This window comes from Corynebacterium sp. TAE3-ERU16, from assembly GCF_019209935.1.
GTDB lineage: Bacteria > Actinomycetota > Actinomycetes > Mycobacteriales > Mycobacteriaceae > Corynebacterium > Corynebacterium antarcticum.
Map to the genome: position 1 here is coordinate 418,658 of NZ_JAHUTN010000001.1, position 22,759 is coordinate 441,416.

The 22,759-nt window shown below is 62.2% G+C and carries 16 protein-coding genes, 3 tRNA genes and 1 CRISPR repeat array; of the genes, 8 read left to right on the forward strand and 11 right to left on the reverse strand.

The genetic code is table 11. From position 1 onward, the window contains the following. Positions 1-179 precede the first annotated feature (179 nt). The 3 genes from ettA to KRX55_RS01905 form a co-directional block, all read right to left on the reverse strand. The gene (gene ettA, locus KRX55_RS01895) at positions 180-1,850 is read right to left on the reverse strand and encodes an energy-dependent translational throttle protein EttA (protein WP_200260563.1); all 1,671 of its coding nucleotides are present in this window, start codon (positions 1,848-1,850) and stop codon (positions 180-182) included. 127 nt (positions 1,851-1,977) lie between these two features. Next, positions 1,978-2,550, reverse strand: coding sequence for a single-stranded DNA-binding protein (locus KRX55_RS01900; protein ID WP_218406150.1), 573 nt, complete (start codon positions 2,548-2,550; stop codon positions 1,978-1,980). A 145-nt stretch (positions 2,551-2,695) separates the two neighbouring features. After that, positions 2,696-5,050: a cytochrome c oxidase assembly protein gene (locus tag KRX55_RS01905; RefSeq protein ID WP_218406151.1), complete on the reverse strand. Its 2,355-nt coding sequence runs from the start codon at positions 5,048-5,050 to the stop codon at positions 2,696-2,698. Between the two features lie 136 nt (positions 5,051-5,186). Here KRX55_RS01905 and KRX55_RS01910 point away from each other — a divergent pair. The 5 genes from KRX55_RS01910 (at position 5,187) to KRX55_RS01930 (ending at position 8,747) form a co-directional block, all read left to right on the forward strand. Continuing rightward, a tRNA-Arg gene (locus KRX55_RS01910) sits at positions 5,187-5,260 on the forward strand. Positions 5,261-5,816: 556 nt separating this feature from the next. Continuing rightward, entirely contained in the window at positions 5,817-6,617 is an 801-nt protein-coding gene (gene cmrA, locus KRX55_RS01915) for a mycolate reductase (RefSeq protein WP_218406152.1), read from the forward strand. Between the two features lie 78 nt (positions 6,618-6,695). Continuing rightward, positions 6,696-7,277, forward strand: a complete 582-nt coding sequence (orn, locus tag KRX55_RS01920; RefSeq protein ID WP_218406224.1) for an oligoribonuclease — start codon at positions 6,696-6,698, stop codon at positions 7,275-7,277. Between the two features lie 69 nt (positions 7,278-7,346). Next, positions 7,347-7,419 (forward strand) — tRNA-His (locus tag KRX55_RS01925). Positions 7,420-7,589: 170 nt separating this feature from the next. Then, positions 7,590-8,747 carry an FAD-dependent monooxygenase gene (locus KRX55_RS01930; protein WP_218406153.1) on the forward strand — a complete coding sequence of 386 codons (1,158 nt, stop codon included), beginning with the start codon at positions 7,590-7,592 and terminating at the stop codon, positions 8,745-8,747. A 645-nt stretch (positions 8,748-9,392) separates the two neighbouring features. On the opposite strand, the gene KRX55_RS01935 is transcribed toward KRX55_RS01930, so the two are convergent. From KRX55_RS01935 to KRX55_RS01945, 3 genes are all read right to left on the reverse strand, one after another. Further along, positions 9,393-9,953 (reverse strand): isochorismatase family protein, encoded by a 561-nt coding sequence (locus tag KRX55_RS01935; RefSeq protein WP_218406154.1) that lies wholly within the window; start codon positions 9,951-9,953, stop codon positions 9,393-9,395. Positions 9,954-10,764: 811 nt separating this feature from the next. Beyond that, on the reverse strand, positions 10,765-11,367 hold the full coding sequence (locus tag KRX55_RS01940; RefSeq protein WP_218406155.1) for a riboflavin synthase: 603 nt from the start codon (positions 11,365-11,367) through the stop codon (positions 10,765-10,767). A gap of 990 nt (positions 11,368-12,357) precedes the next feature. Continuing rightward, positions 12,358-12,430: transfer RNA gene (locus KRX55_RS01945), tRNA-Lys, on the reverse strand. Positions 12,431-12,779: 349 nt separating this feature from the next. On the opposite strand from KRX55_RS01945, the gene KRX55_RS01950 reads away from it, so the two are divergent. Continuing rightward, entirely contained in the window at positions 12,780-13,988 is a 1,209-nt protein-coding gene (locus tag KRX55_RS01950) for a L,D-transpeptidase (protein WP_218406156.1), read from the forward strand. 76 nt (positions 13,989-14,064) lie between these two features. On the opposite strand, the gene KRX55_RS01955 is transcribed toward KRX55_RS01950, so the two are convergent. Further along, positions 14,065-14,346 (reverse strand): DUF3618 domain-containing protein, encoded by a 282-nt coding sequence (locus tag KRX55_RS01955; protein WP_218406157.1) that lies wholly within the window; start codon positions 14,344-14,346, stop codon positions 14,065-14,067. A 170-nt stretch (positions 14,347-14,516) separates the two neighbouring features. Between KRX55_RS01955 and bcp the strand changes: the two genes are divergently transcribed. Both bcp and KRX55_RS01965 read left to right on the forward strand, forming a co-directional pair. Continuing rightward, on the forward strand, positions 14,517-15,017 hold the full coding sequence (gene bcp / locus KRX55_RS01960) for a thioredoxin-dependent thiol peroxidase (RefSeq protein WP_218406158.1): 501 nt from the start codon (positions 14,517-14,519) through the stop codon (positions 15,015-15,017). A 13-nt stretch (positions 15,018-15,030) separates the two neighbouring features. Further along, the gene (locus tag KRX55_RS01965) at positions 15,031-15,693 is read left to right on the forward strand and encodes a TetR/AcrR family transcriptional regulator (RefSeq protein WP_218406159.1); all 663 of its coding nucleotides are present in this window, start codon (positions 15,031-15,033) and stop codon (positions 15,691-15,693) included. A gap of 449 nt (positions 15,694-16,142) precedes the next feature. Further along, a CRISPR array of direct repeats spans positions 16,143-17,586; the repeat unit is 36 nt; unit sequence GCTGGGGTTCATTTCTCACTACCCCTGATATACTTC. A 50-nt stretch (positions 17,587-17,636) separates the two neighbouring features. Here KRX55_RS01965 and cas2 read toward each other — a convergent pair. The 4 genes from cas2 to acpS all read right to left on the reverse strand — a co-directional run bounded on the left by cas2 (position 17,637) and on the right by acpS (position 22,742). Then, positions 17,637-17,966, reverse strand: a complete 330-nt coding sequence (gene cas2 / locus KRX55_RS01970) for a CRISPR-associated endonuclease Cas2 (protein ID WP_218406160.1) — start codon at positions 17,964-17,966, stop codon at positions 17,637-17,639. Next, complete coding sequence (gene cas1 / locus KRX55_RS01975; RefSeq protein WP_370625728.1) at positions 17,947-18,858, reverse strand: type II CRISPR-associated endonuclease Cas1; 912 nt, start codon at positions 18,856-18,858, stop codon at positions 17,947-17,949. The genes cas2 and cas1 overlap by 20 nt, the downstream gene beginning before the upstream one ends. Positions 18,859-18,880: 22 nt before the next feature. After that, on the reverse strand, positions 18,881-22,165 hold the full coding sequence (gene cas9, locus KRX55_RS01980) for a type II CRISPR RNA-guided endonuclease Cas9 (RefSeq protein WP_255567458.1): 3,285 nt from the start codon (positions 22,163-22,165) through the stop codon (positions 18,881-18,883). A 175-nt stretch (positions 22,166-22,340) separates the two neighbouring features. Then, positions 22,341-22,742 (reverse strand): holo-ACP synthase AcpS, encoded by a 402-nt coding sequence (acpS, locus tag KRX55_RS01985; protein WP_218406226.1) that lies wholly within the window; start codon positions 22,740-22,742, stop codon positions 22,341-22,343. Between the last annotated feature and the right edge of the window lie 17 nt (positions 22,743-22,759).

The following is a 22,759-nucleotide window of genomic DNA, read 5'->3' on the forward strand; positions in this document are numbered from 1 at the left end:
GGCCCGGCTGGTGGCCTCTGGAACACCAATCTATACCCGCCGAGGGATCGGCACGACGATTTCATTTCAACATCAAAAGCATACTGAACGTCTCGGGCCCCGCACGGTCGGGGGTGTCTCCGATCGTGCGGGGCCGGGAGGGGGTGAGCGCCGCCGGGCGGTGTCACGTCACCGCGGGATCAGCGGGTGAGCTTGCGGTGCGTCACGCGCGAGGGGCGGGCGGCCTCGGCACCGAGGCGCTCGACCTTGTTCTTCTCGTACTCCTCAAAGTTGCCCTCGAACCAGAACCACTGCCCCTCGGAGACGTTGCCCTCCCACGCGAGGATGTGGGTACAGGTGCGGTCCAGGAACCAGCGGTCGTGGGAGATGACCACGGCACAGCCGGGGAACTGCACGAGTGCGTTCTCCAGGGAGGACAGGGTCTCGACGTCCAGGTCGTTGGTGGGCTCGTCCAGCAGAATCAGGTTTCCGCCCTGCTTCAGGGTCAGCGCCAGGTTCAGCCGGTTGCGCTCACCACCGGAGAGCACCTTCGCCGGCTTCTGCTGGTCCGGCCCCTTGAAACCGAAGGCGGACAGGTAGGCGCGGGACGGCATCTCGTTCTGGCCGACGACGATGTGGTCCAGACCGTCGGAGACGACCTCCCAGACGGTCTTCTCTCCGTCGATGTTCTCGCGGTTCTGGTCGACGTAGGACAGCTTCACGGTCTGTCCGACGTTGACCTCGCCGGAGTCCGGCTCCTCGAGCCCGACGATCGTCTTGAATAGCGTGGACTTACCGACACCGTTGGGCCCGATGACGCCGACGATGCCGTTGCGCGGCAGGGTGAAGGAGAGATCCTTGATCAGGACGCGCCCGTCGAAGCCCTTGGTCAGGTTCTTCGCCTCGACGACCTGGTTGCCCAGGCGCGGCGGGGTGGGGATCTGGATCTCCTCGAAGTCGAGCTTCTTGTACTTCTCGGCCTCGGTGGCCATCTCCTCGTAGCGCGCGAGACGGGCCTTGTTCTTGGCCTGACGTGCCTTCGCGCCGGAGCGGACCCAGGCCAGCTCCTCCTTCAGGCGCTTCTGCAGCTTCTGGTCCTTCTTGCCGGCGACCTCGAGGCGCTTGGCCTTGGTCTCCAGGTAGGTGGAGTAGTTGCCCTCGTAGGGGTAGAGCTTGCCGCGGTCGACCTCACAGATCCACTGCGCGACATGGTCGAGGAAGTACCGGTCGTGGGTCACGGCGAGAACCGCGCCCGGGTACTTGGCCAGGTGCTGCTCCAGCCAGAGCACGCTCTCGGCGTCGAGGTGGTTCGTGGGCTCGTCGAGCAGCAGCAGATCCGGCTCGGACAGCAGCAGCTTCGCGAGTGCGACGCGGCGGCGCTCACCACCGGAGAGATGGGTGACGGGCTCGTCGCCGGGCGGGCAGCGCAGGGCGTCGAGCGCCTGGTCGATCTTCGAGTCGATCTCCCACGCGTCCGCGGCGTCCAGTGCCTCCTGGAGCTTGCCGAACTCCTCCATCAGCTCATCGGAGTAGTCCGTGGCCATCTCCTCGGCGACGGCCTCGTAGCGCTGCTTCTTCTCGAAGATCTCGCCGAGGCCCTCCTCGACGTTCTCGCGGACGGTCTTGTCCTCGTTCAGCGGCGGCTCCTGCAGCAGAATGCCGACGGTGGAGCCCGGATCGATGAATGCCTCACCGTTCGACGGCTGGTCGAGGCCCGCCATGATCTTGAGGATCGATGATTTACCGGCACCGTTCGGGCCGACGACACCGATCTTGGCGCCCGGGTAGAAGGCCATGGTGACGTTGTCGAGAATGACCTTGTCCCCGTGTGCCTTACGCACGCTTTTCATCGTGTAGATGAACTCGCCCATGTTTGTCCCTTAGTGCTTTCTACTAGATTGCGGTCCTGCCCCACGAGGTTACCCCACGGATCCCGGAGACCCCGCGGCACACGGACGGCCACCGCCTGCCTCCGGCCCGCGGCGTGCCCGGCATCCGTCAGAACGGCGGATCCACCTCGGCGTCCACGCCGGATCCGGCGCCGACGAGCTGCCGTCCCGACCGCGTGTGGGAATCGTCTTCAGGCTTCCGCCCCGGCGCGCCGCCGCCCCCGGCCGCCCCGCTGTCGCCCGCGGTTTCCGCGCGGTGTGCGGGGATGCACCCCGAGGTCACCCATCCCCCGGTCAACGGCTCCGCGACGATCTCCCCGCCGGGCGTGGTGGACGTGGTGAGGTACCGGTTCAGGTCCGGGCCGATGTGGCTGGCCCTCAGGACGATCCGCGACCGGTTGCTGTCCGTGTCCGCGTCGGTCCACGTCTCCAGGATCGCGGTCCCGACGACCAACACACTCATCCCCTTCCGGAGGCAGCGCCGCGCGTGCTCGGCGAGTCTGCCCCAGCACTGCACCTCGATCCAGAGCGTGTCGTAGTCGATCCAGGTCCCCTCCCGGTCCCCGGGGCGCCGCCGGTTCGCGCAGAGCCGGAACTTGGTGACTCCGTTGCGCTCATTGACGCCGTGATAGGTGGGGTCTGCCCCGATGTTGCCGGTGAGGGTGAAACTGTGCTGGGCCATGTGGGTGGTTCCTCTCGGGAGTGGCTGCGGTGTCGTGTACACCGTCACAGTCACACCACCCCGGCAGCGGCGCCGGAGCGTGGGGCCCGCCACTGTGCACAACGGGCCCTCCGCACCCGGTCCCCCACAGCCGCGGGGCGACGACCTAGCGTCCACCGCCCGGACCGCCCCGGCCGCCGTCGGTGCTGATGTCCCGTTCGTAGTACTCGTCGAAGTAGTTCTCCCCGGCGTTCACCTTGGCGAGCATCTCATTGTACGCCGTCATGTCCTCGTCGTCGGTGGCGTCCGCCCGCCGATCGTAGATCCGCATCTCACGGCGGTCGTGTCGCCACCACTCCAGGAGCACCGCGCTGAAGATGATCATCAGGGGGAACTGTCCCGACGCCCACGCGATACCGCCGCCCACGTTCTGGTCCTTCAGCAGGTCGATCTCCCACGGCAGGCCGAGCGTCGAATAGAAGTCGTAGGCGAGAATCGTCTGCATCTGCATCAGCGTCACACCGAAGAACATGTGGAACGGCAGGGAGAAGAACAGCCACGCGCCCTTGCCCATCGGGCTCCGGCGCACCGGCGTCGGATCGACGCCGATGAGCTCCCAGTAGTACATGAACCCGGACCACAGGAACACCACGTTCATGGTGAGGTGGCCGGCGTGCTCGGTCACCGCGACGTCGTAGAGCGGCGTCAGGTAGAGGATGTAGAACAGCACCACGAACTGGATCGTGTTCACCGCGGGATGCGTCAGGAACCGGACGGCGGGATTGTCGATGGCGACGAGCAGCCACTCCCGGGGCCCCGGTTCATCCGGCTCACCGGGCTCGAGCGCCGCCAGGAACAGGGTGAACGGACCACCGAGCACCCAGAACACCGGGACACCCATGGTGAGGATCATGTGCCCGATCATGTGCATCGAGAACGTCGCCGGCATATTCAGCCCGATACCCGAACACATCGTGAGCACCAGCATCAGGTTTCCGAGCTGGAACCAGACGGTGCGGACCACCGGCCAGGCCATTCCGCGGCGGTGCAGACGGTGCACCGCCCAGGCGTACGCGATCGCGAGGATCACCCCGGCCGAGCCGAACACGATGTCGAAGCGCCACATCGTCCACACGTTCCACAGCGTCGGCTCCTCGAAGAGCTTGTATCCGAGCTGGATGTCCATGGTGTTCAGGTCCGCGGACCTCGGCGGCGGAGGCGGTGTCCGGCCGAGGGAGACGGCCACGCCGGTGATCGCCGCCATCACGAGGACCTCCACCACGGCCACGCGGCGGAACAGCGAGTGATCCGAGGGGTCCCGCCTGATCGCGGGGATGGTGGCCCTCCGGTGGAGATAGCCGAACAGCGCGAGAACCACGACACCGGCCGTCTTGGTGGTGATGAGCCAGCCGTAGCCCGTGGTGAGCCAGTCCGACCACTGGATCCGGATCGCCGCGTTGATGAGACCGGACACGGTCATCACCCCGACGGAGAGCAGGGCGATCACCGAGTAGCGTTCCACGGCGAGGCCCATCCGGGTCCCCCGCCGACGGCCGTGGGCGATCAGCGCCATCAGTCCGCCCACCCACAGCGTCATGAACACCAGGTGCCACAGGTACGAATTGGTTCCGTAGTCGTGATCGCCACCGGTCGCGGAGTGTCCCTCGAGCCCCAGCGGGACCACCATACCGAGCGCACCGAGCAGGAGGAACGGCTGCATCACCCACCGGCTGGACAGGGACCCGACGACAGCGGTGGACAAGGCGATCACGGCCACCGCCAGCCAGGCGAGCGACGTCGAGACCTGGTTGACCGCGATCACCCAGTTCCCGGGACGCAGCGTCCTGGACAACGGCTCACCCGACACGTCCGAGAGATACATCGGGATCAGGAGTAGCGCGATCAGCCCCACGCACGCCGCCGCGACGGTCCCGGTGCGCGCGGCCACCGAACCGTCCACGCCGAGCCGTGCCGCGTAGAGATTCGCCCGGGTCACCCGGTCGGCGTCCGACCCGAGTGCCATCTCCTCATCGACCTCCGGGACATCGTCGACGATGTTCCGGGGATCATCCGTACCGGCCCCGGAATCACGGTCCCGCAGCTCCCGGGCGGACTGCTCCGCCGCGCGGATCTCCCGGATCTCTCCGGTGGACAGGGGCCCGGTGACCGGCGAGGTGAGGAAGGAGCTGAACAGGAATGAACCGACCGAGAGGCACATGAGCATCACCGCCGCCGACCGGAGCAACGGCAGCCCCGCGGTCGTCGCGGGTCCGGGGTCGGGGATCCCCAACGCCGCCAGGGACTCACCGAGGAACCCCCACGAGATCACGGCCCCGACCAGTCCCGCGGTCAGGAAGAAGATGAGATACAGTCCAGCCGATCCGCGGACCCGACGCCCGCGGAATCCACGGGACGCTCCGGACGCACTGTTGTCCGGCCGTGGGGTGACCGGCGCCCCCGCGGCATCGACGGCAGCGTTGTCGGAGGCTCCCCGCCGGGAGCTGTCGGGTTGTCCATCCATGGCTACAGACTATCGCTGTCCACGGGCTCCCCCTAGCCGTGTGGACGACCACGGGGGGTTTGGTTCCCCGGCCGTCCGGTGGGGTAAAGTCTCGCAGCGGAAGACCCCGGGCGGTTTCACGTCCCGCGGGTTACCCGCCTCCGTAGCTCAGTGGATCAGAGCATCCGGCTTCTATCCGGCTGGTCGCAGGTTCGAATCCTGCCGGGGGCACGATTCCGGACAGCCCCGGAGCCGTTGAATCTCGGCTCCGGGGCTGTCCTTCGCCGTATCGGACATCCAACACCGGCGGACCCCGATACGCGCACCACTCCGCAACAGGCGGGGCAGCACCCGACGAGAGGTTGCGGCACCGTAGCCCGGGCGATACGGCACGCTCGACGGAACATGCCCTGAGCCAGGTCGCCCCGACGGTTCGACCGCAGCCCACCGGCGCGATGGTTCCGGTGGCGGGGAGACCCCGCCCCGGAAACCACGGCCGGATCCCCCGGACGCAGAATCGCGTCGGCCCCGGTTCGGCGGCAGCCCGGTCGTGCAGAACGCGTCGAACCGACCCCACACCAGCCCCCGACCACCCCGGTGACGACCACCGGGGACGGAACCGTCTCCCCACACACCACAGATGAAACCGGGCGCTTTCCGCCGTTCCGGCAACCGCCGCGGAAAACGCCACCGGGCGTCCTCGGGGCCGGGACCGAGGGAGCCGGTAGGTACGATTGGCCACGTCAACCCGATTCAGCTTCCGTCGTTCTCTCATGAAGGAGCCCCCATGGCTTTACCCTCCCCCAGTAAAGACCGCCGAGCCCTCGTCACCGGGGCGAGCCAGGGTATCGGAATGGCGATGGCGCGAGATCTGGCGAGACTCGGGCACAGCCTCATCCTCGTGGCCCGCCGGGAGGAGGTGCTCCGCGACTTCGCCTCCGAACTCGAGGGCACACACGGCGTCACCGTCGAAGTCCGGCCCTGCGACCTGGCGGATCCCGCGGCGCGCGGAACCCTCATAGAGGAGATCACCGGCCGCGAGATCAACATCATCGTCAACTCCGCCGGCATCGCCAGCTTCGGCGCGTTCATGGATCAGGACTGGGAGTACGAGACCACCCAGTTCCAGCTGAACGCGACCGCCGTCTTCGAGCTGACCCGGGCCGTTCTCCCCGGCATGCTCGAGCGCGGGAGCGGCGCCATCTGCAACGTCGGCTCTGCCGCGGGAAACATGCCGATCCCGAACAACGCCACCTACGTTTTCACGAAGGCGGGCGTCAACGCCTTCACCGAGGCGCTCCACTACGAACTGCGGGGAACGGGAGTCACCTGCACCCTCCTCGCGCCCGGACCGGTCCGGGACGCGGTGATCGATGAGGCGGACAAGTCCATCGTCGACAAGGTGGTGCCCGACTTCCTCTGGACCACCTACGAATCGTGCTCCCGGGAAACGCTCCAGGCGATGTCCGGGAACCGTCGCCGGGTCGTCCCCGGGCCGATCGGAAAGGCCATGGACCGGATCAGTGCCATCATGCCGACGGCCGTCGGCGCCCCGATCATGGGTTCGTTCTACAAGAAGATGGGTTGAGCAGTGAGCAACAGCACCACAGCAGATCCGGGAAAGATCCCGGCGAAGAACGACCGACTCGTCTGGGTCGATCTCGAGATGACGGGCCTCAACCCGTCCGAGCACGTGATCGTCGAGGTCGCGGCGGTCATCACCGACGCGAACCTGAACATCGTCGGTGAGGGAGTGGACCTGGTCGTCCACGCCACGGAGGACGAACTGTCGCGCATGGACGGCTTCGTGACGGAGATGCACCGTTCCTCGGGCCTCACCGACGAGATCCGGGCCTCTACGGTGTCCCTCGCCGAGGCCGAGAAAGCGGTCCTGGACCTGATCGCCGAGCACTGCGACCCGGAGCATCCCGCACCGCTGGCGGGAAACTCGATCGCAACGGACCGGGCGTTCATCAGGGCGCACATGCCGCTTCTCGACGCCGCCCTCCACTACCGCATGGTCGACGTCTCATCCATCAAGGAACTCGCCCGCCGCTGGTACCCGAGGGTCTACTTCCGGCAGCCCGACAAGGGGATGGCGCACCGGGCGCTGGCCGACATCATCGAGTCGATCCGGGAGCTGGACTACTACCGGAGGGCGATCTTCGTCGACCACCCGGGGCCCGGAACCGAGGAGACCCAGGCAGCCGCCGCAGAATCCGAGCAGGCCTTCGCCCGATTTTTGTAAAGATCGCGTCCTGGGTTAAGATGTTCCTCGCTGCTCACGCACGGGTAATACCATGGGTGACATGCGATGGTGGCTGTAGTTCAGCTGGTAGAGCACCAGGTTGTGATCCTGGGTGTCGCGGGTTCGAGTCCCGTCAGCCACCCCCAAGTGAAAGAACTCCCCGTGGTCGATGACCCGGGGAGTTCTTTTTTTCCGTCCCTGCACCAATTCGACGGTCGCCGGGCCTGCGCACAGGTGATACTCTCGGTTTTCACATGCCTGGACGGACAAAACCCGGTTCTGGCTGAGGTTTTCTCCGGGATTGGACGAATCATGAGAATTGGGGTCATCGGTGCCGGAATAGGGGGTCTGTCCTCCGCGGTGGGGCTTCAGTCCAGCGGCCACGATGTCACGGTCTTCGAGCGGAGAGTCGATTCCGCGTCCAGCGGAACCGGCCTGACCCTGTTCACCAACTCACTGGCCGCGCTGGACTCACTCGGAATCGGTGAACAGATTAGGGCGATCAGTACAGCCGATCGACCCAAAACCTCGTCCATCCGGACGCCGGATGGACGTTGTCTCGTATCACTGAATACAACCACGGTTCCCCCAGTTGCGGCACTCCACCGCGCTGATCTGCACCATCTGCTCACCCGGGAGCTCCTCCCCGGAACCGTGCGCAACGGAGTTGACGCCGAGGTCGACAGCGACGGTAGCCCCACGCTCACCATCGATTCGGTCCGGGAGAACTTCGACCTCGTCATCGCCGCAGATGGTATCCACAGCAGCGCCAGACGCCGGTGGCGGCTGGACCGCGGTCTGCACCACGCCGGATACAGTGCACTGCGTTCCGTGTCACACCGGAAAAGTCCGGAGGTACACCATCTCAGTGAAACCCTGGGTCACGGGGCGCGGTTCGGCGTAATACCGCTGACCGGCGACCGGACCTACTGGTACGCCACGCTCTCAACCGGTATCACCGACAGCCGGGATGATCCTCTCGACCACTTCAGGAACTGGCACGATCCCATTCCCGAGCTTCTCTCCGACGTCAACCCCGAAACGGTGCTGCACCACGAGATTCACGATCTGACGGATCTTCCTCCGACGTTCACGCGTGGGCGGGGTGTTCTCCTGGGCGATGCGGCGCACGCCATGACACCCGACATGGGGCAAGGCGCCGGACAGGCCATCGAGGATGCCGCCACCCTCACTGCTCTCCTCCACCGGATTCCCGATCCCCCGGATCCACGTTTCTCCACCGCGCTGGAAGAGGCTCTGCGACGCTACAGCCAGATCAGAAGGAGCCGGGTACGCCGCATATGGAGGCAATCACGGAGAGTCGGGTTCATCAACCAGAATTCCAACCCCCTGACCGTCCGTCTCCGCAACACCGGTTATTCCCTGTTACCTTCGAAACTTCTCCGGAAATCAATGGCCAGCCTGACTCAATGGGAGCGACCGACCACGGAGTTTCCGGACAAGAATTAGCTGCCTCCCGTATTGGATCTTCCGGATCTCCGGCAATCGTCTGATCTCCACCGGGAACGTGATCCGATACGATGACTCGGCGCCATCCCGGATACACCCCGGACGTGGCAACGAAACCGGTATCGGTCGTGTCAGCGGGAAACCCGCACCTCCGGGAAACCAGGCCGGTGGTCGCAGCCCCGGAATCATCTCCGCACAACCCGGGCAATCTGCTGCGGGCAGGTGACGGGAAAGGTCGACCACCAGTCGGGCCTTATCGCCGGCGCGTGGCATTTCATGGTGGTTGCTCGGTCTGCCGTCGCCGTCACTTCTCACACACCCTGACAGTTTCCGGAGAACCTCCCCGCGAGGGCGGAGACGGTGCCCAGTTGATGGATCAGGCCCCCAAAATCGACGGACCGACCCACCCAAACGGGAAGAACCGTTCCACCAGTGGGACCAACTGACGAGGCCCCGCCGGCCTTCGCTTGGGGGTGCCTCGTTCACCGCGTTCGGATTCGTGGTGCTCTGATCACGGGAGACTCGTCGCGGACCAGCCGGCTTCCGGACACCATGTGCCAGATCTCGGAGATGTCCCTCCCGCATTCCGCACCGAATCAGGATCCGGCCAGATCCGGGAGCGGCACCCATAAGAGGTGGTCCGCACTAGACGATCTCGGCCCCGGCGTTCTCCATGTCGGTGAGTGCCTGAGCTTCGGTGTCGGGGTGCACCGGCGAGCAGAGTCGGGTGAGCACCCTCACGTTGAAGCCCTCTCGGCAGGCATCGAGGACAGTTGCTTTGACGCAGTAGTCGGTGGCGATACCGGTGACGTCGAGGTCCGTGATTCCTTTGTCGTGGAGCCACTGCGCCATTGAGATGTCGTCGTCGGTGGCCGCGTGCCCCTCGAAGCCGGAGTACGCGGCGCTGTACTCGCCTTTCCGGAAGATCTGGTCCAGGACCTCTTCGTCGATTGCGGGATGAAAGCCCGCTCCCCCGGTCCCGACGACGCAGTGCACCGGCCAGGAGTCGACGTAGTCGGGGTGGTCGGAGAAATGCTCCCCGGGATCGATGTGCCAGTCCTGCGTTGCGATGATCGCGTCGTACCCACCGTCGGGGTCGTGCTGGAGGAGAGCGATCTGCTCAGCAACGATGTTGCCGCGCTCCGTTCCCAGTGCACCCCCGGGGCAGAAATCGTTCTGGACGTCGACGATGACTAGTGCGCGCATGCTGTTGTCTCGCTTTCGGAGAAGCTGGTTACCTGTGTTTCCCAGTGTAGGTCGGTTGAGTCCTTCGGTACCGGGGCGGTTCCCGTCGACAGATGCCGGTACGCTCATGCGTCTGCGCCGCTGAACCATCTGCTTCGTGGGGCACTCGATTCCACGCAGGGATCGGCGGGGTGGTAGCCGGCGAGTGGGACCCCCATCACCCGTCGGCCCCTAAGCTGATGGCCGCCTGTTCGTGTGAATCCCGGGTTGGTACGACACCACCGGGGTGCGGAATCTAGCGTCATTCTCTCGAGGATTGCCTCGGCGACGGCGAAGCCATCATCCAAACTGATTTCCACCGGGAATGACGCGCTCAAGCGCGACGGCGGCCCCCGGATTCGGCGGATGTCCAGGCTACGGCGACAATCTCGATGCTCGATTTCACTCGGCGCCGCGCCCGATCAACTACCGTACGGAGATCAGCGCGCGGCTGCAGTTGCACAGAGATCCGCGGTCCGGGGGCCACGATCCCCGGCATACATTCTCCGAGGTCCACTTCCGACGGCACACCTGCGCGACGTAGTCCGGCGAATCGGGCCAGGTCGACCGCCATTTCAGGGTGTCCGACGCGAGTGTGATTCCTCCGCCTCGTGTGCGGAGGGAAAGTACGTGAACGGGCCGGATGGTGAAGGGCCACGACTGCCGGTGGTCCGAGGTCTTGTGGCCATTAAAGAAAATGATGCCGTTACATTCCATCGATCCACGTCGCCCACGACGTGGGTTTCTCCCGGACAGTTGTCCGGGAGCCTTCGTTCAGCTGCGCCGGATCGGGTCACCGCTCCTGCGCATCACGGCTGACCAGCTTCTCGACGTACTTGGCCAGAACATCCACCTCCAGGTTGACCACGGATCCGGGAGCGAGCCTCCCGAGGATGGTGCTCTCGAGGGTGGTGGGGATGAGGCTCACCTCGAACCAGTCCTCGCCAACGCCGGACACGGTCAGAGATGTGCCGTCAACGGCGATGGAGCCTTTCTCCACCACGTAGCGGAAAATCTGCTCCGGCAGAGAGATCCGGACGACCTCCCAGCGTTCACCGGGTGTCCGGCTGAGGATCTTCCCGGTGGCATCGACGTGCCCCTGGACGATGTGTCCGCCGAGACGCCCGGTGATGGCGAGGGCGCGTTCGAGGTTGACGGTGTCGCCGGGCACGAGTGCTCCGAGTGAGGAACGACGGAGAGTCTCCGGCATGACGTCGGCACTGAATCCCTCGTCATTGAGTTGTGCGACGGTGAGGCATACCCCGTTCACCGCAATGGATTCCCCCTCAGCTGAATCCTCGAGGATGTCCGCACATCTGACGGAGAGACGGATGATGTCGCCGTCAGATGCGATCCCCGTGATCTGACCTAGCTCCTCAACTATCCCGGTAAACATGGTCACCAGCGTATCCCCGTTCGTGTCTGCATTCCCGGCAGTCTCTCTGACGGACCAATCAGCACCCCGCACCTCGGGTACCCGATCGGGGCCGGAATCTGGTGATGCCGGTGATGGTCGTCACAGGGGCTGGGGTCGGCTGCTACAGCCCTCGATTCGGGTACCGCCGGGGTGATGCGGAAATCGATGAAAGCGACCAGGTCCGGGTGAAGAGACGTCGGATTAGAGCGCCTCTGGCCGCAACCTCCGGGTAGGGCGCATCCGTGGTCCCACGTCTCGGCGAAGACACGACAACCACGAGATATCCGGCGCCCAGACGCACAGGATCCCTCCCCATCCACCAGGATCGCGGTGGAACACGGCATGCCGCTTTGCCCGCCGAGCACACCCAGCAGCTGGTTTCCGGGCGGTGATGGTCCTTGTCTCGGGCCGCCGGAAGGGAATCATCGGAGAGCAATGCCTGTGACGGCAGGGACCGGCCCAGTGACCGCGACGGGCTACAGCACGACTGCTCCAGCCGGTGAAGAAACCCCGATACACCGATGCGTCCGTTCCCGATTGTGCCTCCTCTGGAGGAGGACCTCGGCATGAAGGTGTAGTCCAATCACCTGCGGACCGATCGCGTGATCCTCCGTATGCAGTTCATCGGATGGTGTGCCGGAAGTCGGAGCAGAGCGCTCCCTCAAGGCATTCGGGATGCCCCAGCCCACGGGTGAAGCCGTGCGGTCGGCTTCACCGACTCGCTCAGCCGCATCTCCCGCGCCGTACGCCCATGGCAGCGGGAAGATGAGGGGCAGATCGAGACAGAGTGGGCATCGTGGAACCACCCAACCGGGCCCCCTTCACCACAGAGCTCGGTTCCGGTAGCCGGAACCCCGGCGCTTGAGCTCCTCGGACCACCGCCAGGTCCCGTCTCAGCCACGTTCGGGTAACCACGATCAGGGGAAAAGAAAACAGGCCGGAGGTTTTCCTCCGGCCTGTCAAAGGTTGTGCGCCATCAGGGACTCGAACCCCGAACCCGCTGATTAAGAGTCAGCTGCTCTGCCAATTGAGCTAATGGCGCGTACCGTTACCGGGATTTTTACTCCCTCGGCAACGAAGAGAAATATTACAAGCGGCCGGAATGATTGTAAAATCGCCAGCTCATCCGCCGTATTTCCAGATCAGGAGCGGTCCTCGACATCGCCGGCTGCAGATGGAGGATGGATGAGCCCGAACGGGACACAAGTCGGGACGGCGGGCACGGTCACGGCTCAAGAACAATCGCCCCGAAGGTCCCCACTCATCGCACCTCCGGAACGTAGGCTGGTAGCACCGTAACCCTGCGGACGCAGCCGCCGATCTAGTGAAGCGGCACAGTCGGGCTTACCGGACAGACATGCCACGCAGAGACGTAGACCAAATGGAGCACAATGACCTTCGGACAGCACGCGTCAAAGACCGGGAGGCTGACCAGTCTCCTGGCCATTGTCGCCACCACCGGGTTTCTCGCCGGTTGCACGATTGACGGTGACACCAGCGACGGCAGCTCCGCGAGAGCTGCCACGGAGACAGCCACCACCACTGCGGAACCCCTCAAACCCGCGGTGAGTATCCCCGACGGTTCAACAGGCGTGGATCCGAAGGTGCAGGTGACAGTCAAGGCGCTCGAGGGAACCCTGAAGAAGGTCGTGATGACCAACCAGGACGGCTACGAGGTCGAGTCCACGCTCTCCGACGACGGTAAAACGTGGACGACCGCCGAGGTACTGGGCTACTACCGCGATTACACGATCACCGCCACGGGTTCCAACGGGACGACGCGCACGACCACGTTCAGCACCTCACAACCGGCACAGACCGCATCGGTCGCTCTGGCTCCCCTGGATGGGTCCACGGTCGGGATCGGCCAGACCATCGCATTCCGGTTCGGGCTCAACATCCCCGACAGGAAAGCTGCCGAGGAGGCCCTGGAGATCACCACAGATCCTCCGGTGGAAGGCGCCTTCTACTGGCTGAACAACCGTGAGGTGCGGTGGCGCCCCGAGGAGTTCTGGGCACCGGGTACCAGGGTCGAGGTCAAGGCCGACATCTACGGCAAGGAACTCGGCGGCGGGATCTGGGGTGCGGCCGACAATGCCGCGAGCTTCACCATCGGCGATTCGGTGATCTCCTACGCCGATGACAACACCAAGCAGCTGAAGGTGACCCGCAACGGCGAGGTGCTGAGGAGTATCCCGATCTCGATGGGGTCAGCACGCTTCCCCACCCCGAACGGCACGTATATCATCGGCGACCAGCACCCGACACTGGTCATGGACTCGTCGACGTACGGCACACCGGTGGATGATCCGGACGGGTACCGCACGAAGGTCCAGTTCGCGACCCAGATGAGCTACTCCGGAATCTACGTGCACGCGGCTCCATGGTCGGTCTGGGCGCAGGGAAGCCAGAACACGTCCCACGGGTGTCTCAATGTTTCCACGGACAACGCCCAGTGGTTCCAGAACACGGTCAAACGCGGCGATGTCGTCATCGTCAGCAACACGCAGGGTGGGCAGTTGTCAGGCTGGGACGGTCTCGGGGACTGGAACATCCCCTGGGAGACCTGGAAGGCCGGAAACGCGGACGAGAATCAGTAGCCTCTTCAGAGGATCAGGCCCACCCCGGTAACCCGGGGTGGGCCTGATCCTCTTTGATCTTGTCCAGACGGGGTGTCTAGGAGAGACGCTCGGAGAGCATACGCTGCAGCTCCTTGAGATCGCTGCTCTTCTTGCGGGAGCGGTAGACCCCGAAGGCAACGGCCAGGACCACGGCGCCGGCGACACCGGCGAGGATCTTCTGGACCTTCGGGTCGTTCAGCTTGTCGGTGGCGGAACGCTTGGCGTCGTCCACGATGTTCTCCGGACGGCCGCGCTCTGCGAGCTGGTCCAGGGTGGAGGCGAACTGCCGGCGGGTGCGGTCGAGCTCGCGCTGGATGTCTTCGATGTCACGTGCCACGGATGAACTCCCGGTTTTAATTGTGGTGGTCAGTCTTACGATGCCTCCAACGGTAGTTCATGGGAGGGGTGACGCGCACCTGGGCGACGAAGGTGCACGGGCGGACGCAGTGGCGATCGAGGGAGAATCCGGTCTTAACTCCGGAATCGGGGCCGGGTAAGGTGATATTCATGCCCGCGCCTTCGTCATCCCCCACGAATACGTCATCTGCTCCCCGACGGTTGGAACCCGGTGATCCGGCGCCGGCGCTCACGCTTCCGGACCACACCGGAAAGACGGTTTCACTGGAGGATTTCGCCGGGCGCCACGTACTGGTCTACTTCTACCCGAAGGCCGGCACCCCGGGGTGCACGAAGGAAGCGTGTGATTTCCGGGACAACCTGTCCGACTTCACCGATCTCGGTATCACGGTCCTGGGTGTCTCCCCGGACTCTCCTGACGCACTCGCCGCTTTCCGGGAGGACGAGGACCTGCCGTTCACCCTTCTCTCCGATGAATCGCAGGAGACGATGGCGGAGTGGGGCGCGTGGGGCGAGAAGAAGAACTACGGTCGTGTCGTGCAGGGGGTCATCCGCTCCACGATCATCGTCGGTACCGACGGCCGGGTGGAGTCCGCGCAGTACAACGTTCGCGCCACCGGCCACGTCGCGCGGGTTCTCCGAGGACTGTGACCGGGATACGCCGATGACACCTCGTTCCACTCCCCCGAGCGACCAGAATTCGACGGAGATCCTCGTCCCGCGCAGACGCCCGGCTCAACAGCGGTCACGCGAGAGGTTCAACCGCATCCTCACAGCGGCACGGAGTGTCCTCGTGGATGTCGGGTTCGAGTCCTTCACCTTCGACGAGGTCGCGCGGCGCGCAGAGGTCCCCATCGGCACGCTCTACCAGTTCTTCGCGAACAAGTACGTCCTGATCTGTGAGCTGGACCGCCAGGACACCGCCGGTGTCGTGGCCGAGCTCGACACCTTCGCCCACCAGGTACCGGCCCTCCAGTGGCCCGAGTTCCTCGATGAGTTCATCGAGCACGTCGCGAAGCTGTGGCACGACGACCCCTCAAGACGAGCGGTCTGGCACGCGATCCAGTCCACCCCGGCCACCCGGGCCACGGCCGCTGCGACGGAGTCCGAGGTACTCGAGATCATCGCGGAGGCGATGCGCCCCTTGGCGAGTCACGCAACCGACGAACAACGGGCCGAACTTGCGGCCATCCTCGTCCACACGGCAAGCTCACTGCTCAATTTCGCGGTCCGTGACCCCGGCATCGACAACAGACGCTTCGACTACACGGTGAGAGAGATCAAGCGGATGCTCGTCGCGTACCTGTTCTCTGTGGCGCAGGGTTAACTCAAAGCCAGAGACCCACGACCCGTTGCCTCCATCGAACGGCCAGCCCACCACTGTCTATCACGATTTGTTCGAACGCTTCTCCCAAACAAGTTCACGCTGAAGCATGCATTTAAAACGCTATCAAAGATAAAGAACGATTACACGATTCTCGCCGATCAATAACCAGCATAACTTCCAAACCCACATAACGGACTATTTCCCACGTAGGAAACGTCCCCAAACCATCCCGACAACCCGAAACAAAATAATTAAAAAATACACACCACCAAATATCGTTCGAAACCTAGTCCAATTTAACACCTTCTCAAATTAAAATACGATAGATTTAAACTATCCCGCATCGCCTCAACACCCCCTCCAAATAATACATACCAAGGGAACGGATATAATCCTTTCTCATTACCCTTGATATACTTCTCGACAGCAAGGTGAGCGGTTTTGAGCTGGCCGGGGTTCATTTCTCACTACCCCTGATATACTTCGAGCTTCGGGATGGGGACGATCACGAGCGCTGGGGTTCATTTCTCACTACCCCTGATATACTTCCCAGCGACCGGATGGCCTCCACGCTGTTGCTGGGGTTCATTTCTCACTACCCCTGATATACTTCAACTAACTGGGCGAGCGCCAGGGCACGCGCTGGGGTTCATTTCTCACTACCCCTGATATACTTCACCCTCATCCCCGGCACATACGCGGTATGCTGGGGTTCATTTCTCACTACCCCTGATATACTTCTCATGTAGTCCGGCCCGTGGAGGATGATGCTGGGGTTCATTTCTCACTACCCCTGATATACTTCTGCGTGGCGAGGCCAGCGACTTTGCCGTGCTGGGGTTCATTTCTCACTACCCCTGATATACTTCAAGATTAGTGGTCAACCCGACACTGTTGGCTGGGGTTCATTTCTCACTACCCCTGATATACTTCACAACCCGAGAGGACACACCATGTTGGAGCTGGGGTTCATTTCTCACTACCCCTGATATACTTCCGTGCCGTGCGCTGGTGTTCCCGGGCGGGCTGGGGTTCATTTCTCACTACCCCTGATATACTTCTCGCCGCATCATCACCCATTCTCAGCCAGCTGGGGTTCATTTCTCACTACCCCTGATATACTTCTCAGCGCTGGAAAACCGATCGGCTTTCAGCTGGGGTTCATTTCTCACTACCCCTGATATACTTCCCGATCACCGAGGGCATCGTCCTCGTCCGCTGGGGTTCATTTCTCACTACCCCTGATATACTTCACTCCCGGCCGATGCCGCCCAGCTCGTCGCTGGGGTTCATTTCTCACTACCCCTGATATACTTCTTTACGAAGAATCTGGGTTGAGGGCTATGCTGGGGTTCATTTCTCACTACCCCTGATATACTTCACGACGATGAAAACCCTACCCAGACTGCGCTGGGGTTCATTTCTCACTACCCCTGATATACTTCCCGGGTTAAGATTGTCCTTCAACTCTGTGCTGGGGTTCATTTCTCACTACCCCTGATATACTTCTACCCGCTTAGCGTACCAAGCCTACGGCGCTGGGGTTCATTTCTCACTACCCCTGATATACTTCGTCTACCAGCTACTCTCATCCACCTATGGCTGGGGTTCATTTCTCACTACCCCTGATATACTTCCATCGTCGGCCTGGCGCTCACGGTCGGTGCTGGGGTTCATTTCTCACTACCCCTGATATACTTCACGCCGAATCCCTCGGGGTCAAAACCTCGCTGGGGTTCATTTCTCACTACCCCTGATATACTTCACGCCGGTGTCACCACGCCGGGCGGTCGGCTGGGGTTCATTTCTCACTACCCCTGATATACTTCACTTTCTCGGAATAGGACTAACTCGAATGCTGGGGTTCATTTCTCACTACCCCTGATATACTTCAGTATGCTCAAAAATAGGTCCCTGAACTCGGTGTTTAACTCGACCCTCAGCTAGAAAATTGTGAGTTGAGACGGTTGCTCCTCTTGGTTTGTGGGCATAGCGCTCGAAAAACGGAGCGCCTTCGCCCACTGGTTGTCCGTTATGGAGACAATGCGGACGTCACCCCCTGGGGGCAACGTTGCTTTAACTGCGGTCACTATCTGGTTCAGGCGCGAAGCTAGCGGTAAGTACTGCACGTACACGCTAAGCTGTGCCATGCAAAACCCCAGGTCCAGCAGCTCATTTCGAAAGCGATTGGCGGCGGACCTTTGACTCTTCGTCTTCACGGGTAGATCGAACATGACCAGACACCACACCGGTTCACTCCCCTTTGCAGGCATCTAATCCACCCCGCCAGATAGGAACCGCTAGCGTTTTTCGATTCGCTTCAACATATAACCCGTATTCCTGGCAAAATGCCGTGAGAACCGTCGGAATCGTCTCCCCGGTGTCCTCGAACACGCCTGTCACAGCTCCGACCAATCCTCGCTTCACCTCAGGATCACCCATCTCAGTACCATGCTCGGTACAGTGAGCTAGAACGTAAGCATCAACCGCCGGTCTGAATGGCTCAATAAGATCATCGACGAGTGCGTACGGATTATCACGGCGCCGATGGAAAACAGCTAGCGTTCCGCAGAGCCCCGCAGACACGATTGCACGGATACCGTGACCTCGTAGGACGGTGTAGGCGTAATCGAGACATCCGTTCAGTCCCCCTTCATGGGCGCCCGGATTTCTCGCGAATCCAATTTCACGCTGTGAGACCGTACGCCAGTACCTTTTAGCCGCGACAGCTTCAGTGTTGTTCGGGTCTCCCGACTTCACCGTTTTTGCCAGGTTTGCAAGGGCCTCCGAAGTTGACCAGGATACGCTTCTGATCGTTGCTGCTTGTCCGCTAATTTTCGCTCTGACGATGCGCCCCCAGGCATTCTTACGACGTGGGAGTGTAAGCTCCGCCTGGGCACGCTGTCGTGCACCGATTCGAGTGTGATCACGCCACGGTAGGGCTCCCGCCACGGGTACCCCGCTCCAGTTGCAGACAAGCAGTGGAATATCGTATTCACTTAGTTTGGTCAGCACCGCACCGGAGATAGAAGCGTGGTTCCCAATGAGAACTACAGCAATCTGGGTGAGGGGAAGCGAGACCTGTTCACAGGCTCCATCCCTCTTAACTAGTAGCCGCCCGCGTCGATACACGATGCTTCCCTTGAACTCCGTGAAATCAAGCACACGCCATCCCGGATTCACCGGACTAAGCTCCTGTCAACCATGCAACCGGGAGATGTGCGGCGCTCTCCAACCGCGGCCTCCCAAGCGCATCTCTCCGGACTACCACCACAGCTCCTCTTTCGAAGAACTTGTTGACCGTCGGTAACCAGCCGGGTCTATCCACTGTTTTACGCAATCCCTCCGAAACGTTTTCACTAAGGCCTTCCGCACTCACTTGCAGCGGACGAAGCCGAAGCTGTTTATTGTTGAAAAAACCATCCAGCCGCCACCTAGTGATCGTTCCAACTTCTTCTTGTGCCTGCGCAAGGTGCCCGGTATTGAACGCGTCTGTTTTCACCAGTAGTTCGTCATCAGTTACCAGCCATCCAAGGTATTCCGCGGTGCCAGCATCAAGTGCCTGCCTCAGTTTGGGTTCTGAATACCTGCGGGTGATGGTCTGTGGGGCGAGGTCTACCTCGAAGAGGTCCTGATCACGGTATTTCTGAAGATCAATCGTGTACACCCTCATCATTCCGTAGGCCATCTTCTTTCCCGCTGGGTAGCGGTAGATACGGGCATGATGGAACGACGATCCCAGCTCTGCGTATCCTCCCCGGACCGCTAAGGACGCTGCATTGATCGGGAACACTGTGATCGTGTCTCCCCCATTCAACCGACGTCCATGGATACGGATGGTCCGGTCGGGGTCCTCCGGTAGTCCTTCCTTTGGATCAAAGTCAGGGTGTCTCGTGAGTGCACACCACAGAGCTTCGGTGGAAGCCCTGTCGATATCCTGGACGGATATCGCTTCCCCGACCTTCAGCTCCTTGAGTGGACGGATGGTGTCCTCATGTACCGCACCATTGCCCAATCTCAATCGGAGATTCGACATAACGACAATCCGGTCTTCATCGAGCGCTTCCTGGAGCAGCCGGGCGAGCACCTTCATTTTCTTCTTCCACATGGAGAACTGAATCTGATGGTGTGTATCGGTACCGGTGAATTCTTTCCACTGGAGAGGCTCACGGCGGAGTTCCTGATCAAAGCGGAGGTTTTCTCGCTGTGCCAGAACCTCCGCAACGCTCGCGGACATGAGCGAGACGACTGCGGCGTCCACCGCATGGTGACGGCGATCCAACCGGGTTTTTCCGGTTCCCCCGATGAACTGGAGCCTTTTCTCTATCCCGGATGCTCTTCGTGCACCGGCGGTGAGTGATCCCCGGTAGACACGGATCTTCGGGTCGCCAGAACCCTCTTGGTGGAGGCGCTGCCAGATACGGGCACGAAGCTCATTGGCCATCCAGGCGACGGATTCGATGGACCGGTTGTCCAGCTCTTCGTCAACGGTCGCACGTTCCAGACGCTTGCACACCTCAGCCGTGAATTTCCTGAAATCCCCGATCCTCATGCCGGGGTCTGTGATCCAGTGACGGGTACGCTCCTTCGCCTCCTTGAGGCTGACTCCGTCAATGCCACACTTTTGCGCCCATACAACGAAGGGGAGATTTCCTTTCGACCTGTTGCACCGACCACAGGTGGCCACGAGGTTCGCCCGGATGTTCGTTGATCCCGCTCCTGCACGGGGAACGATGTGGTCCATCTCGCAGTTGTTGAAGCCGATGGGTTGGCCACAATACGCGCACTGCCCGTTCTGGCGTTGGACAGATTGGTAGCGCCAGAGATCGGCACGTCGTGTCCGGCTGCCTTCGATCCCGAGGTTCTTCTGCATCTCGGCGAAGAGCTGATCGTTGCGCTTCGTGCGACGTTGAATGTCGCGGTCGATCTCCCTGCTCTTGGCCTCACTGATGAAGGCGGCACGAACATGTTCGATGTTCACGCTTTCCGGTGTTCCCCACGTGTCGATGGACGCTTCGAGCCACCGTGCCACCGTTTTCAAGACTCTGTCCACTGCCGGGTTTCCGACGGGTTCACCGATTCGCGGTGCCGGTGGTTTCCAGTCCGGTGCCACACCGAACTCGCGTCGCCTCGCCTCGTAGAGGTCCACACCATCGTCGAGCATCACTCGGGTAAGACGTCGGAGTGTGTCCTCTGAGTAAGCTGCCCGTCCCATGGGCAGGTGCAGCTTGTCGAGCTTCTCCTGCTCAGAGTCATCGAGGGTTGCGAAGAACTCCTGGATCGCCGCGCCCTCTGGCGAATCAAAGTCGTCCACCTCGCCGTTGGCGAGTGCCTTGAGCATCGCCACCCGGTGGCTGTCATCGGCTTCTTTCCACCAATTTGCCAGGGGTTTGACGGAGCAGGCGAGAATCTGCCGGTTTGTGTCGTGGACCGGAGGTCGGGCCCCGGCACGCTCGCCGTCGTCCGTCATTGTCGCGGTACCGAGGAGCCTGCCTCGGTCGATCCCGAGGATCTCCGCTACGCTGTTCCAGTCGGGCTCGACCTTGGCCGTCAGGTTCAGGAGGTGATCATTGATCAGATTACGTTCCTCGAGAGTCAGCGCCCGTCGGTCATCGGCCTCACGGATCCGGAGGTTGCCGATGAGTGCGGCTATCCGATACCTCTGGAATGCATCCGAAGCCTTCAGAGCACGGCGTTTCCCCGGTTGCAGCGGGTCTTTACCGACCCTCCCGGATGCGGAACCCTTAGGTGATTCCGCGACGAAAACCCGCTCTATGATCTTCCGCGTAAGTGCCGCGTCGATACCCTGTTTCGTGCAGATCTCCCGGATCTCCCGGGCATGATCGGATTGCTGCAACCGTGCGGAAAGTAGGCCACCTTCACCGCGCAGCTTGTGCTGGCCGAAGCTGGTTGCCGCGACCATCTGTCCGACGGTCGCGGTCTCAGGGATACGTACACCGGTTGTCTTTGCGATCGTCGTCCGGATCTCTTCGAAGGCTTCACTGGGTGGAACGTCCACCATGAGCGATGAGACCTTGGTGTACGGGTTACGCCACCCGCGGTGGCGGGCGATGTGACGCAGCGCGATGGACAGTTTCTCACCGAGTTCCACCGGATCATTGATTCTGTGTGCCGCCAGTTCTGCGCGAACCTTCCACGGAAGATACGGATCCTCGTAGGATTCCATCTCGTTGACGGGCCAACCCTGCTTCTCCAGGAAGTGGTCCAGCTGGATCAGGCGCTTTCGACGCCGACGGAACAACCGTCTGGTTCTTCTGGCGACGCCGGAAACGGCCAACCGGGTGAACGCCGCTTTCTGGCTGTCCGGATCAAGCCCGGAGTCATGGATGTGCGAGACGGAGCTCAGGATTTCCGTCGGAATTCCATTCTCGTCGATGGCGACCGCGGTCATTCCGACCGAGTACGATCCGACGTCGATTCCGACGAGGTAGCGCTGCTGATTTTCAGCCATTACGGGGCCCTTCCGTATGAGAAAAGGCCGATGAACATCACTGTCCATCGGCCTTCGGAGCATTCAACGTCAGAAACGGGCTGACGCTTACTGAGGTTCATTTCTCAAATACGAATATAGTTGCCGATTCCCGATTCTGGAAGACACTCAAAAGAGATCACCCCCAAGGAGGGGTCTACCCCACCCAGCACACCGCCGTCGCGTAGTCCCCGTCGTGCGAAATCGACAGGCTCACGCGCACGTCCCCCAGGCTGGTTGCGACAGCTGATGCCACCTCCCCGTGGAGGACGAGTGTGACTCTCCCCCACCGGTCGGGTCTTACCTCGATCTCCCGCCAGTCGAGACGTTCCTGAGCGATGACGGGTGGTTGCCCGTAGAGCGCGGTGGACCAGGCCTTGATGAACGCCTCTTTGGCGGCCCAACGCCCGGCGAGGTGCTCGGCCCGCAGATGGGCCGGTTTCCGGGCCGCGGTGCGCTTCTCCGTGGCGGTGAATACGTCCGTGAAGGTGCTGCCCGGGGTGTCGAGTTGCTCGGCGAAGCCGGGAACGTGGACGAGGTCGGTTCCGATGGCGGGCAGCAGCGGTGCGGGCATGG

Excerpts from the sequence above, each read along its gene's own strand:
- KRX55_RS01935 (WP_218406154.1), bottom strand. The coding sequence starts at position 9,953 with ATGCGCGCACTAGTCATCGTCGACGTCCAGAACGATTTCTGCCCCGGG.
- cas2 (WP_218406160.1), bottom strand. The coding sequence starts at position 17,966 with ATGCCTGCAAAGGGGAGTGAACCGGTGTGGTGTCTGGTCATGTTCGAT.
- KRX55_RS01900 (WP_218406150.1), bottom strand. The coding sequence starts at position 2,550 with ATGGCCCAGCACAGTTTCACCCTCACCGGCAACATCGGGGCAGACCCC.
- KRX55_RS01940 (WP_218406155.1), bottom strand. The coding sequence starts at position 11,367 with ATGTTTACCGGGATAGTTGAGGAGCTAGGTCAGATCACGGGGATCGCA.
- KRX55_RS01905 (WP_218406151.1), bottom strand. The coding sequence starts at position 5,050 with ATGGATGGACAACCCGACAGCTCCCGGCGGGGAGCCTCCGACAACGCT.
- cas9 (WP_255567458.1), bottom strand. The coding sequence starts at position 22,165 with ATGGCTGAAAATCAGCAGCGCTACCTCGTCGGAATCGACGTCGGATCG.
- ettA (WP_200260563.1), bottom strand. The coding sequence starts at position 1,850 with ATGGGCGAGTTCATCTACACGATGAAAAGCGTGCGTAAGGCACACGGG.
- cmrA (WP_218406152.1), top strand. The coding sequence starts at position 5,817 with ATGGCTTTACCCTCCCCCAGTAAAGACCGCCGAGCCCTCGTCACCGGG.
- orn (WP_218406224.1), top strand. The coding sequence starts at position 6,696 with ATGACGGGCCTCAACCCGTCCGAGCACGTGATCGTCGAGGTCGCGGCG.
- bcp (WP_218406158.1), top strand. The coding sequence starts at position 14,517 with ATGCCCGCGCCTTCGTCATCCCCCACGAATACGTCATCTGCTCCCCGA.
- KRX55_RS01930 (WP_218406153.1), top strand. The coding sequence starts at position 7,590 with ATGAGAATTGGGGTCATCGGTGCCGGAATAGGGGGTCTGTCCTCCGCG.
- KRX55_RS01965 (WP_218406159.1), top strand. The coding sequence starts at position 15,031 with ATGACACCTCGTTCCACTCCCCCGAGCGACCAGAATTCGACGGAGATC.
- KRX55_RS01950 (WP_218406156.1), top strand. The coding sequence starts at position 12,780 with ATGACCTTCGGACAGCACGCGTCAAAGACCGGGAGGCTGACCAGTCTC.